8 protein-coding genes are annotated in these 12,812 nt (G+C 57.1%); 7 read left to right on the plus strand and 1 reads right to left on the minus strand.

Annotated elements, in window-relative coordinates:
- Window positions 1-268 precede the first annotated feature (268 nt).
- Window positions 269-1,264 carry a hypothetical protein gene (locus V6F78_RS11475; protein ID WP_193076450.1) on the plus strand — a complete coding sequence of 332 codons (996 nt, stop codon included), beginning with the start codon at window positions 269-271 and terminating at the stop codon, window positions 1,262-1,264.
- Window positions 1,265-1,317: 53 nt separating this feature from the next.
- The gene (locus tag V6F78_RS11480; protein ID WP_332727259.1) at window positions 1,318-6,000 is read left to right on the plus strand and encodes an RHS repeat domain-containing protein; all 4,683 of its coding nucleotides are present in this window, start codon (window positions 1,318-1,320) and stop codon (window positions 5,998-6,000) included.
- Between the two features lie 10 nt (window positions 6,001-6,010).
- Here V6F78_RS11480 and queG read toward each other — a convergent pair whose 3' ends face one another.
- Entirely contained in the window at window positions 6,011-7,075 is a 1,065-nt protein-coding gene (gene queG, locus V6F78_RS11485; RefSeq protein WP_047275083.1) for a tRNA epoxyqueuosine(34) reductase QueG, read from the minus strand.
- A 62-nt stretch (window positions 7,076-7,137) separates the two neighbouring features.
- On the opposite strand from queG, the gene V6F78_RS11490 reads away from it, so the two are divergent.
- From V6F78_RS11490 to miaA, 5 genes are read left to right on the plus strand one after another with little or no spacing between them, the layout of a single operon-like run.
- On the plus strand, window positions 7,138-7,998 hold the full coding sequence (locus V6F78_RS11490) for an NAD(P)H-hydrate dehydratase (protein ID WP_332727260.1): 861 nt from the start codon (window positions 7,138-7,140) through the stop codon (window positions 7,996-7,998).
- Window positions 7,986-8,459 carry a tRNA (adenosine(37)-N6)-threonylcarbamoyltransferase complex ATPase subunit type 1 TsaE gene (gene tsaE / locus V6F78_RS11495; protein ID WP_047291649.1) on the plus strand — a complete coding sequence of 158 codons (474 nt, stop codon included), beginning with the start codon at window positions 7,986-7,988 and terminating at the stop codon, window positions 8,457-8,459. The genes V6F78_RS11490 and tsaE overlap by 13 nt, the downstream gene beginning before the upstream one ends.
- Window positions 8,459-9,883 carry an N-acetylmuramoyl-L-alanine amidase gene (locus V6F78_RS11500; RefSeq protein WP_217491807.1) on the plus strand — a complete coding sequence of 475 codons (1,425 nt, stop codon included), beginning with the start codon at window positions 8,459-8,461 and terminating at the stop codon, window positions 9,881-9,883. Before tsaE ends, V6F78_RS11500 begins: the two co-directional genes overlap by 1 nt.
- Entirely contained in the window at window positions 9,880-11,793 is a 1,914-nt protein-coding gene (gene mutL / locus V6F78_RS11505; protein ID WP_047291651.1) for a DNA mismatch repair endonuclease MutL, read from the plus strand. The genes V6F78_RS11500 and mutL overlap by 4 nt, the downstream gene beginning before the upstream one ends.
- Window positions 11,793-12,773 (plus strand): tRNA (adenosine(37)-N6)-dimethylallyltransferase MiaA, encoded by a 981-nt coding sequence (gene miaA / locus V6F78_RS11510; protein WP_047291653.1) that lies wholly within the window; start codon window positions 11,793-11,795, stop codon window positions 12,771-12,773. Before mutL ends, miaA begins: the two co-directional genes overlap by 1 nt.
- The last annotated feature ends 39 nt before the right edge of the window (window positions 12,774-12,812 follow it).

A 12,812-nucleotide genomic window follows, 5' to 3' on the forward strand; every position in this document is an offset into this window, starting at 1 on the left:
CGGAAGTTTGCCCGTCATGTGGATTTAAATACTCCCTGTGTGCGACGGTGCATAACTCAATTGTCCTGATAATAGTTTTCTGAACTGAATGTTCTTTTTAAAGGCGCGTGAACGGTATTCGCTAGCTGAGCAACTTAGTCTGATGCGATTGCGGAGAATCAGCCTACAGCTTGTAGAGAACATACGGTTCTCTGTTGCTGAGTGGCTGAGCTAATCTGCAAAGGCATGGAAGGATCTGTGCGGTCAAAATTAGACAGGGAGCGTACTGATGAGCGAATTATTAAAGGATAGTGCTGCAGTCGATGTGAACGACATTGCAGGGGTTTCAAAGTTAAGTGTGGTTTTTGACTCACACCCCAATAATGTGGCTAAAAAAATTTATGCGAATGCGAGGATGCAAGCGCGAATCACCGTATTAATAAGCTGCATCGATAACAATGGACGAGATGTTCGCCCTCCGGATGCCATGCTCAAAAGCCTTAAACTGATTCACTATCATGGCGGGCATGATCTTGGGTCGCAGTGGATTGTCCGTGAAGTGCCCAACCAATACAGGCATGACATCTCAGGCGCGGGAGGGCGTCAGCGTCGTCACGCCAGCGATGAAGATGAAAACGGGGTGGTGGTTGAGCGCTGGGTCAGCTGTGATCAATTGGATGAAACCAGGATAGCTGCCGCTATTACCCTCCCCAATGGTCAGGTGGTGAAAAGCAATAACCCTCACTCTTTAATGGGTGGCAGTGACAGTTCAGTGACATTGGAGGCGATTGCACCTGTTCGTTATGGCGCCGAGTATTTCAGATTGGAGAAAGTTGCTGAGCCTGCGGGTCGAGGACACAAAATTTACAAGTGGTATTTGGGATTGCGTGTGGGTGCAAGCAACATTGCCCTTCAAGAATGGATTACTAAAGATATAGATGTATTTAGAGGGCAGCCATTTTACTGCGATGCTTGGACGGGAGGCACAATCAACTCTCCCTTGTATGTTGTGGCTACTCTAACGCCTACCAGGAACAAGCAGGCTCATCTCTGGCTGCCTACAGATTCGGCAGAATATTCAGGGCGTTTCAGGCAGAACTACATCGTAGATGTGAATGACAGGGCTGGCGAATTAACCATTGTTCAAGGGCTTTCTGGATGGGGGGACCGATCTCGTCCGGTGAAAAAAAATCCTTGTTTCATCACCGTTATTGACGAGTACGGGACGGAACATGCGCTGCATATTGTCGTTAATGAGTATGAGCAAGGCTTCGAGTTGAAATAACGAAAAGGGGGAGTTCTATTCGCGTGATATATAAAATTTGAAAGGGGTGCGTAATGCCAGTCACGGAAAATAGCGACATTTATTCAAATGCTTTTAACTTCGATAGTTTCCTGTCGGGAGGTGTGGATCCTCGCACAGGTATTTACAGTTGCAGATTGTCGCTGGGCAACCTCCAGTCTCATGCGCTCAATGGTCCAGCCCTGCCGCTGAGCCTTCACTTCAACCCGCTTAATACCGTTGATCGCGGTTTTGGTCTCGGCTGGACGCTGACGGGTACGCGTTATGATCGGACAGCTAAAACGCTATCGCTGGCAGGCGGAGAAACCTATAAAACGCAGGAGTTACCGTCCAGGGTTCTGCTGACGGATCAAAAACTCGAGCGCCACAAATTGCTTGTAATAGGGGAAAACCGCTTCCTCTTGACTGCCCAAAATGGCCAACGTGAAGAACTGGCCATGATGGGGCTCAGCAACGTTGCAGTGACGCAACGAATATGGAGTGCCAACGGGGCAAGTCTTGAACTGGCTTACACGCTTTATAACGGTCATCCGATGCTGAGCGAGGTGCGCGATAGCCGTCGCACGCTGTTGTCGATCACGCGTACGGGCGCTGGATTAGAGCTCAAGCGCTTTCCCGGCTCCGCTGAGGAAGCCACTTTCGTTATTCATCTAGTTAATAGCCGCCTCTCAAGTATTACTTTGCCCGAGGGGGGGCGATGGGAAATACGTTATCTGGTTCTCGACGGGCTGGCCTATGTGTCGCGTTTGTACTCACCCTTGGGGGCAGTTGAACACATAAGTTACAAAACAATGGGTCTGCGCTTTCCTGAGGGGAGCGGCATGCCTGCAATGGCTTCGGTGGCAACACATTCTGTATTCCCGGGTCATGGGCAGCCCTATATTCACAAGCGCTTCAGCTTTTCAGATACCAACTTTCTGGGCTTTGGCGCGGCCGGTTTCTCATCTGAAACGTCTGGCGACAGGCTGTACAAAGTTGTTGGAGATTACAGCTATGCATCGACCGAAACCCTGATGTCAGGGAGTGAGGTGCACAGTGAGACAGTGCGCACCTTCAACACGTTTCATTTGCTGGACGCTGAAGTGACTCAGTGTGGTGCTAAAAAAATATCCGAGCGGGTGGATTATCACACCGAGCCAGGCAAGTGCTTCAGGGACCAGCCCGCTCAATGTCGACTGCCAAAGCGCTCGCTGAAGCGCTACGAGGATGTCAAGACAGGCACTTTGCGTGAAGAGGTCACACAGTTTGAATTCGACGCGTCTGGCAATGAAGTCAAACGTATAACGCCTGATGGCCTTACCACGCTGACGGACTATTTTCCCAGCGAAGGCGCTGTCGATTGCCCGGCGGACCCCTTGACGTTTGTACGGTTCCCACGTCAAAAAACGGTTTTCTCTGGCGCCCACGCGCAAGACCCTCATCACATCACGCGATTTCGGTATACCGCCTTACCGTTGCTGGAGGGCTCGACAGTTGCTTCGGTTGTTCCCGTGCGCGAGCAGTTTTTTGTACGTGTGGGTGAAACCGAGGTTTTGCATGAGCAAACCGATTATGAATACGCCGCAACACCTCAGGATCCCACTCTGCATGGTCGCCAAGTCGCCAAAACGTCGACCCTCAACGGCTTGGCTACCAAAGAAACGAGTAACTACTCCATCAGCCATCAAGCAGTGACGGTAGAAACTGTACTGACGGGCCATGACGAAAGCCGCGCAACGGACCGCGTTGTTTACTGCGCAGTAACGGGGGCATGTTTATCGCGTAGCGAAGAGGACAAGGCGCCTGTCGAATATGAATATGACGCGTTGGGGCGGGTGATACGCGAAACCGTTTCCAAGGCTTCATCCTACGAAGCCTCAAAAACACGGACTTACCAGCTTCCCCAATCCGAGTCGCAGTACCCCACGCTCCTCATTACTGATGTCAATGGTATGCAGCAGCGAGTCACATACGACGGTATTGGCCGTGTCTGCACGATCGAGGAACAAGACGTAGAAAGTACTTCGACCGAACAGCCACTGCGGCTTATCAAGCGCAACCAGTACAACAGCCTGGGTCAGCTTCAGAGCGAAACAGTGACAGACTGGCTGGGAGGCACGCCGTTGGTGCTTCAGACACGCTATGTTTATGACGATTGGGGGCAGGTCAAAACAACGCTGCACCCTGATGGTGTGCAGGCACATGTCGAGCGATCCCCTGAAAATTTATCGGAGATCTGCTGGAGGCAGGGGCAAGGTAAAACGGTCACGTTCTTTAATACCCAAGGCAAGCCTGTCAGTGTGGAGACCTTCGACTTGCAGGGCGTTAGCCAGTCCAAAACCACCCATGTCTACGATGGCTTTGGCCGATGCACCCGGCAAACAGACCCCGAAGGCAATGAGACAGCATTTGAGTACGACGCCTTTGGGCGCCTCTGTCGAAGCACTTTGCCCGACGCGACGGTTGTAGAAACCCGGTATGCCTTGTTCAGTAGCGAGGAACTGCCGGTGCAAATTCAAGCGGCTAACAAAGTGATCGGCACCCAGACATTCGATGGCTTGGGCCGTTTGGTCGCAAGCAACACCGGGGGGCGGAAAACGACCTATGAATATGCGCCGGGTAGCTCACTGCCACGTGCAGTCAGTCGACCCGATGGTCAGCGCAGCACCCGCGACTATGAGGCGCAGCTTGATGGCGCAGTGGTTGGACGTACGAGCGCGAGTCAAACCGCCGTTTATGGTTATGACCCCCGTTCCGGATTGCTCACTCGCGCCAGCGAACAAGAACGAACCAGCACCTATGAATATTCCCGTGCAGGAAGGCTAAAGCGCGAGCAATGGGCCTTGGCGGGGCAGTTGTACGAGGCTTTCTACACCTACTCTCTGGGGGGGCGCGTGCTGAGCCAGGTTGGTGTAGACGGTTCGCGAAGCGAACACGGCTATGACGTATACGGCCGGCTGAAAACCATGAGTAACGGTGCCTTAAAGGCTGAATGCGAGTACAACGCCCAGGGGCAGATGCACATCATCAAAGCCAGTGATGCAGCGCGCCAACAGCTCATAACGACCTTGAATCATGACGAGCTGGGACGGGAAGTGCAGCGCGTGGTGCAGGCCAATGGCATCGAAAAATTCACCCTGAAAACCCGTTACACCCGTGCCAGTAAAGTTGCTCAGCGCAGCCTGTTGAATAACGGGGTCGTCCTGCGCGATGAGCATTTCGACTATGACCGTCGGGGACGACTTATCCATTACCGGTGTAATGGCTCCCAGCGCCCCTGCAACCCGTTCGGGAAAGAAATTGTGGCCCAGCGCTTCGAATTTGATGCCTGGGACAACATTGTGTTGCTGCAGACAGACTTTGAGGGCGGTCAAAACACTACGACCTACACCATGAGCGAGAGTGATCCGACGCAGTTGATCAAGGTTGAGCACTCTCACGCGGACTATCCACCGGCGGTTACATTGCGCTATGACGCCAATGGGCATCTGATTCTGGATGCTGCCGGTCGGACGTTGAGTTATGACGGCTTGGGTCGTCTCACACAGGTATCGCTGGCGGTTAATGCTGCCGTTCGCAAGTACGGCTACGACGCGGGGGATCGGTTGGTTGAGGTGATCGATAGCGGCACGGCGCCCAGGCATTTTTTTTACCGCGATGACTGTTTGGTCAATGAAGTGAAAGGGTCGGATACCAAGACGTTTTTCCGTATGGGAAATATGCTGCTGGGGCAGGAGGAGCAAGGGGCAGCGGTACGAACAGTCTTATTGGCGGGTGATTCACAGAAAACCGTACTGGGAGCCTCTGTGACTGATCATTTTTCTTCGGTTGCATATGACCCTTATGGCAACCGGTCGATGCAGGGTGAGGTGCTGACCGGGCTCGGTTTCAATGGCGAGCGGCTTGACTCGGTGACTGAGTGCTACCTGCTGGGGAATGGCTATCGGGCTTACGATCCCTTACTGATGCGTTTTCAAAGTCCGGACAACCAGAGTCCGTTTGGAGCCGGAGGGTTGAATCCCTATGCCTATTGTTTGGGTGATCCGATCAATCGAAGCGATCCTACAGGGCATTCCGTTTGGGAAGCTCTGCTAGGCGCCGGTATGGCCGCGCTGGGTATCCTGGCAAGCATTGCAACTTTTGGTGTGGCTACACCGCTGGCGATCGCGGGACTGGTGGCGGGCGTGACCAGTGGCATCGCAGGGATTGCCAGTGCTGTATTCCAAGGGGCTTGCCCGGAGTCAGGTGCAGGCGAAATATTGGGTTATGTAAGTCTGGGGCTTGGGCTTCTATCAGTGGGTATAGGCCTTGCTGCCATGGGCAAAGCTCTCAGCCATGTTGGTAATCGTTTGCACGATGCCTTTAAGGGTGGGCTCGATGGAAAAGGGGCACTAAAGGCGGGAAAGGCAATGGCAAGAGGTGCCAAGGGGAAAGCGACGGCACCCGCAGTCAAATGGAAAGTTATTGCGCCCAAGCCGAAAAATATACGTTCGGATTTGAGTGAGAGTGCCATGAATGACTATCAGCGTTTTGTTAAAAGTATTGAAGAGCAAAATTTACACCCGGGTATAGCTGCGCAAAAACTGGGTGACGCCAAGTACACAAAAATGAGTGGCACGGCTAAAAACGTACATCAATATGAGATTCGAATAGGTGGAAAGGACCGCGTAACGTTTTTATTGCACAAGGATTCAGTAGAAATACTCCAGGTGGGCGGGCACGCCCTGATGAAAAAGTAAGCCAAAACCCCTAACGCGCCGCGTGCTGATCAAGCGCCCACTGCACATGCTCCTGCACCAGCGCTGAGGGGTAATCGCGGCGTGCCTTCAATGCTTCCAGCACAGGAATGGTCGACGGCGCATTGCCCAGCCCCACGGCCAGATTGCGCAGAAAACGCTCATAACCGGCGCGGCGAAGCGGCGAGCCTTCTGTGCTGCTGAGGAACGTGGCTTCATCCCACATGAACAGTTGCGCCAGTTCGGCGTTGTCCAGATTGTGCCGTGGCTTGAAGTCACCTTCGGCCGTGGTACGGGCGAAGCGGTTCCACGGGCACACGATCTGGCAGTCATCGCAACCAAACACCCGATTGCCGATCATGGCCCGCAGTTCGACCGGGATGGCGCTCTTGAGCTCAATCGTCAGGTATGAAATACACCGCCGCGCATCCAGCACATACGGCCCGACAAAGGCATTGGTCGGGCAAATGTCCAGACAGGCTGTGCAGCGCCCGCAATGCTCGGTTTCGTGGGGTTCATCTTCGGGCAGCGCAAGGTCGACGAACAGTTCGCTCAAAAAGAAGTAACTGCCGGCCTTGCGATTGAGAACTAAGGTGTTCTTGCCGATCCAGCCTAAACCGGCCTTTTGTGCGATGGCTTTTTCCAGTACCGGGGCGCTGTCGACGAAAGCGCGAAAGCCGAACGGCCCGATCTGGGCTTGAATACGGTCTGCCAGTTGTTGCACGCGCTTGCGGATCAGTTTGTGGTAGTCACGCCCCAGTGCGTAACGCGACACGTAGGCTTTTTCAGGCTGGGCCAGTAAGTGCGCCATGTGCGTGTCGCCGGGTAGGTAGTCCATGCGCAGCGAGACCACGCGCAAGGTGCCGGGTACCAGCTCTTCGGGGTGCGAGCGTTTGCTGCCGTGGGCGCCCATGTAGTCCATTTCGCCGTGGTAGCCCGCCGCGAGCCAGCGTTCGAGGTGTTGCTCGTGCTCCCCCAAGTCGAGGCCGGCAATGGCGACTTGTTGAAAGCCCAACTCGCGGCCCCATTCCTTAATGGATTGAGCGAGAGCGGGCAGGTCGACAGTATTAGCAGGCATGAGGCAAGAGAAACCGGGGCTGAGATGCGTATAATTCTGCCAGACATCGGAGCCCGACACGTATGCCGCAGACCAAACACCTGTTATCTGAACCCGACCTCCTGCGTGCAGCCACGCTGCCACGCCTGCCTGCACGCGCGCCAGATGCCCATAAAGGCCAGTTCGGGCACGTGCTGCTTATCGGTGGCGACCGAGGTTTTGGCGGCTCGATTATCTTGAGCGCTCAGGCGGCTTTGCGCTGCGGCGCCGGGCTGGTGTCGCTGGCCACACGCCCTGAGCATGTGCCCGCGGCGTTGACCCGCTTGCCTGAAGTGATGACTTCAGGCGTGTCGTCGGCCAATCAGGTGATGGGCCTTTTGGCGCAAGCCTCGGTGTTGGTGGTCGGCCCCGGTTTGGGGCAGGCGGCATGGGGCCGTAGCGTGTTGTCCGCAGCGGCGCAGGTAAAAATCCCGCAGGTGTGGGATGCCGATGCGTTGAATCTGTTGTCCAACGCTGACTTTGCCTTGGCTCCGGGCGCGGTGATGACGCCGCACCCTGGTGAGGCGGCGCGGTTGCTGGGCATCAGCACTGAACAGGTGCAGGCCGATCGTCCGGCGGCGGCGCGGGCGTTGGTTAAAAAATACTCAGCTGTGTGCGTGCTGAAAGGCGCAGGCAGCCTGATTGCCGGGCTGGAGGGTCAGTTGGCGCGCTGCGATCTCGGTCACCCTGCCATGGCCACCGCCGGGTTGGGTGATGTGCTGGCAGGGGTGATTGGCGCCTTCATGGCACAAGGCATGGCAGCGTTTGAGGCTGCGTGTCTGGCGGTGTGGCTGCATGCCAGCGCCGGAGAGCAACAAGGAACTTTGGGCCGAGGGCTGGCGGCCACTGATTTGATTCCAGCCATTCGTCAGTTGTTGGAGGAACACGCACCGTGCACGAATTAACACTGCAACTGGACGATGAAGCGGCCATGACCGCGTTTGGCGCAAAGCTGGCGGGCATCACGCAAGGCCATGGTCTGATCTTCCTTGAAGGCGACCTTGGAATGGGCAAGACCACCCTGTCACGCGGCCTGATCCGCGGGCTCGGGCATGTGGGCGCGGTTAAAAGTCCGACCTTTACGTTGGTTGAGCCCTACGAGATTGGCGACATCCGCGCCTTCCATTTCGACCTTTACCGTTTGGTTGACCCTGAAGAGCTGGAATTTCTGGGCATTCGCGACTATTTCGAAGATGACGCACTGTGTTTGATCGAGTGGCCCGAAAAGGGTGCAGGCTTTTTGCCAAAGCCCGACCTGACCATTACCATTACCCCGCATAACACCGGGCGTTTGCTGAAGCTGACGCCCCAAGGTTCGCGTGGCGAGTCTTGGTGTGCCGCCTTGGCACCGGAAAACAATCAATGATGGGGTTTGGTATGCGCTTTCGCGCGTTAGTGAGTGTCGTTGGAGTGTTGCTCAGTGTCATGGCCGTCAATGCCTTGGCCGCGACTCAGGTAAAAAGCGTGCGGCTGTGGCGTGCCCCGGACAACACCCGTTTGGTGTTTGACCTGACAGGCCCGGTGCAACACAGCGTATTTACCCTCACATCGCCTGACCGTCTGGTGATCGACATCAACGGCGCCACTCTGGCCGGTGCATTGAATGTGCCGACGGCCAACACGCCGATTACCAGTTTGCGTTCGGCACAGCGCACACCCACCGACCTGCGCGTGGTGATTGACCTGAAAAAGGCCGTCACCCCGAAGAGTTTCGTGCTGGCGCCTAATGCCCAGTACGGCAACCGTCTGGTGGTTGACCTGTATGACCAGGGCGTGGACTTGGCGCCAAGTCTGCCTGCCACCAACGTGGCGAAGGTGCCTGTGGTGCCGGTGACCCCTGCGCAGCCTGATGTCAAATTGCCCCCAATCCCGAGTGGCAAGCGCAGTGTTGTGGTGGTGATTGACGCCGGTCACGGTGGTGAAGACCCGGGTGCTTCCGGCTCACGCGGTCAACGCGAGAAAGACGTGGTGCTGGCCATTGCCAAAGAATTGCAGCGTCAGATCAACGGCATGAAAGGCTTTCGCGCCGAACTGACCCGCACGGGGGATTACTTCATCCCTCTGCGCGGCCGTACTGAAATTGCCCGTAAAAAGGGCGCCGATCTGTTTGTCTCGATTCACGCTGACGCCGCGCCTTCCAAGGCTGCGTTTGGTGCTTCGGTGTTTGCGTTGTCTGAACGCGGCGCCACCTCTGAAACCGCACGCTGGCTGGCCGACAGTGAAAACCGTTCTGACTTGATCGGCGGTGCCGGTAACGTCAGCCTGGACGACAAAGACCGCATGCTGGCCGGTGTGCTGCTCGACCTGTCGATGACGGCGTCGTTGACCTCCAGCTTGAACGTGGGCCAGAAAGTCCTGACCAACATTGGCCGCGTGACCCCGTTGCACAAGCAACGCGTGGAACAGGCCGGGTTTATGGTGCTCAAATCCCCGGACATCCCGTCGATCCTCGTGGAAACCGGCTTCATCTCCAATGCCAACGAAGCCTCGAAGCTGGCGTCGGCGAATCACCAGCAAGCACTGGCGCGCTCGATCAGCAGCGGTGTTCGCCAGTTCTTCCAGCAAAACCCGCCGCCGGGCACGTACATCGCCTGGTTGCGAGACACGGGCAAAATCGCCCAAAGCGCCCGCGAGCACCGTGTGTTGCCGGGCGAAACGCTGGCCATGATCGCCGTGCGCTATCAGGTTGGCGTGGCCACGTTGCGCTCCAGCAACAGCCTGAAAAGCGATGAACTCAAAGTGGGCCAGACCCTGAGCATTCCGGCTGCTGAACTGGTGTCCAAGCAATGAGTGACGTTGAACTCACGAGCAGTGCGCGGATTGAACTGCTCAGCCCGCGCCTGGCCAACCAGATTGCTGCGGGCGAGGTGGTTGAGCGTCCCGCGTCGGTGATCAAAGAGCTGCTGGAAAACAGCCTGGACTCCGGCGCCAAGCGCATTGATGTGGACGTTGAGCAAGCCGGTATCAAGTTGTTGCGTGTGCGCGACGACGGCAGCGGTATCTCAAGCGACGATTTGCCCTTGGCGCTGGCGCGACACGCCACCAGTAAAATTCGTGACCTTGAAGACCTTGAGCGGGTGATGAGCCTCGGTTTTCGCGGTGAGGCGCTGGCGTCCATCAGTTCCGTCGCGCGGTTGACCCTGACCTCGCGCACCCGTGGTGCCGATCAGGCGTGGCAAGTCGAAACCGAAGGCCGCGACATGGCGCCCCGGGTTCAGCCAGCGGCCCATCCCGTGGGCACGTCGGTTGAAGTGCGCGACCTGTTCTTCAACACCCCTGCGCGCCGCAAGTTTCTCAAGACTGAAAAAACCGAATTCGATCACCTGCAAGAAGTCATCAAGCGTCTGGCGTTGGCGCGCTTCGACGTGGCCTTCAATTTGCGCCACAACGGCAAGTCGATCCTCAACCTGCACGAAGCGCGTGACGACGTAGCGCGTGCCCGGCGCGTAGCCGCGGTGTGCGGTTCGGCGTTCCTGGAGCAGGCGCTGCCGATTGAAGTCGAGCGCAACGGCTTGCATTTATGGGGCTGGGTGGGCTTGCCGACATTCTCGCGCAGCCAGGCCGACTTGCAGTACTTCTACGTGAATGGCCGGGCCGTGCGCGACAAGCTGGTCGCGCATGCGGTGCGTCAGGCGTACCGCGACGTCCTGTTTAACGGGCGTCACCCGACGTTTGTGCTGTTTTTCGAGGTCGATCCTTCGGTGGTCGACGTGAACGTTCACCCGACCAAACACGAAGTGCGTTTTCGCGACGGGCGCATGGTGCATGACTTTTTGTACGGCACCTTGCACCGCGCGCTGGGTGATGTGCGCCCCGAGGACCAACTGGCAGCTCCGGCACCCGTGCCAGGGGCTGAGCGCCCGACCGGTCTGGACGCGGGGGAGTTTGGTCCGCAAGGTGAAATGCGCTTGGCCGCCCATGTGCTCGAACAGCCGCAGTCCGCGCCCACCCCGCACGTTGCCGGATCAGGCGCCGGAGCGGGGTATCAGTACCAGTACCGCCCACAGCCTTCCACGCCCTCGGTGCCCGCCGAAGAAGCACGCACTGCCTACCGCGAATTTTTCGCGCCACTGCCCGAAGCCAATGCCTCGCCACTGCCTGAAGGGCAGGGCGACATCCCGCCGCTGGGCTTTGCGCTTGCGCAGCTCAAGGGCATTTATATCCTTGCCGAAAACGCGCTGGGCCTGGTGTTGGTGGACATGCACGCCGCGCATGAGCGGATCATGTACGAGCGGCTGAAAATCGCCATGGCCAGCGAAGGTTTGAGCGGGCAGCCGTTGCTGGTGCCCGAGTCGATCGCCGTCAGTCAGCGCGAAGCCGATTGCGCTGAAGAACACGCCGAATGGTTCCAGCGCCTGGGCTTTGAATTGCAGCGTCTGGGCCCGGAAACATTGGCCATCCGCCAGATTCCGGCTTTGCTCAAACAAGCAGAAGCTCAGCGTCTGGTGCATGACGTGCTGGCCGACTTGATGGAATACGGCACCAGTGACCGGATTCAGGCGCACCTCAACGAACTGCTTGGCACCATGGCGTGCCACGGTGCGATCCGGGCTAATCGCCGCTTGGCGATCCCGGAAATGAACGGCTTGTTGCGTGACATGGAAAACACCGAGCGCAGTGGTCAGTGCAATCATGGTCGTCCCACCTGGACCCAAATGGGTCTGGACGACTTGGACAAACTCTTTTTGCGCGGTCGCTGATGACAGGTTCCAACGCATTACCCCCCGCCATTTTTCTGATGGGGCCGACGGCTGCCGGCAAGACCGACCTCGCCATTGAGCTGAGCAAAGTGCTGCCCTGCGAGCTGATCAGTGTTGACTCGGCGCTGGTGTATCGCGGCATGGACATTGGCACTGCCAAGCCTTCGCACGACATATTGGCCAAACATCCGCACCAATTGATCGACATTCTCGATCCCGCCGAGAGCTATTCAGCGGCCGACTTTCGTGCGGATGCGTTAAAGGCCATGGCCGATATCACCGCGCGCGGCAATATTCCGCTGCTGGTGGGCGGCACCATGCTCTATTACAAAGCGTTGATTGACGGGCTGGCAGACATGCCGGCCGCCGATCCCGAGGTGCGTGCACAGCTCGAAGAAGAGGCGCAGCGCCTGGGCTGGCAGGCTTTGCACGATCAGTTGGCGGCGATCGATCCCGAGTCCGCGGCGCGCATTCATCCCAACGATCCCCAGCGTTTGACGCGTGCGCTTGAGGTCTATCGCGTCAGCGGTCTGAGCATGACTGCGCATCGCCAGAAACAATCTGAGCAATCTACTAAAGCAGCGGCTTCAGGCGCTAGCCAATTGCCCTATACTGTCGCGCATCTGGCCATCGCTCCGGCGCAACGTCAGGTACTGCATGAACGAATTGCACAAAGATTCGGGCAAATGCTGGAACAGGGGTTCATAGATGAGGTCCTAGCCCTGCGTAATAGAAGTGACCTGCATGCGGGGTTGCCGTCTATACGTGCAGTGGGCTATCGACAAGTCTGGGACTACCTCGACGGCAAGCTGTCGCAGGCCGAGATGAAGGAGCGCGGCATCATTGCCACGCGCCAGTTGGCCAAGCGGCAGTTCACCTGGTTGCGCGGCTGGGATGACCTGCATTGGCTTGATAGCCTGGCCTGCGACAATCTGCCACGAGCCTTGAAATACCTGGGATCGGTCTCCATATTGAGCTGAGTCTCCGGAAATGCCGTCTATCCTATGGGTGTGGCGTCA

The organism is Pseudomonas sp. ESBL9, from assembly GCF_036668715.1.
In the GTDB taxonomy this organism is placed as follows: domain Bacteria; phylum Pseudomonadota; class Gammaproteobacteria; order Pseudomonadales; family Pseudomonadaceae; genus Aquipseudomonas; species Aquipseudomonas lundensis.

Excerpts from the sequence above, each read along its gene's own strand:
- V6F78_RS11500 (WP_217491807.1), top strand. The coding sequence starts at position 8,459 with ATGGGGTTTGGTATGCGCTTTCGCGCGTTAGTGAGTGTCGTTGGAGTG.
- miaA (WP_047291653.1), top strand. The coding sequence starts at position 11,793 with ATGACAGGTTCCAACGCATTACCCCCCGCCATTTTTCTGATGGGGCCG.
- V6F78_RS11480 (WP_332727259.1), top strand. The coding sequence starts at position 1,318 with ATGCCAGTCACGGAAAATAGCGACATTTATTCAAATGCTTTTAACTTC.
- V6F78_RS11490 (WP_332727260.1), top strand. The coding sequence starts at position 7,138 with ATGCCGCAGACCAAACACCTGTTATCTGAACCCGACCTCCTGCGTGCA.
- V6F78_RS11475 (WP_193076450.1), top strand. The coding sequence starts at position 269 with ATGAGCGAATTATTAAAGGATAGTGCTGCAGTCGATGTGAACGACATT.
- queG (WP_047275083.1), bottom strand. The coding sequence starts at position 7,075 with ATGCCTGCTAATACTGTCGACCTGCCCGCTCTCGCTCAATCCATTAAG.
- mutL (WP_047291651.1), top strand. The coding sequence starts at position 9,880 with ATGAGTGACGTTGAACTCACGAGCAGTGCGCGGATTGAACTGCTCAGC.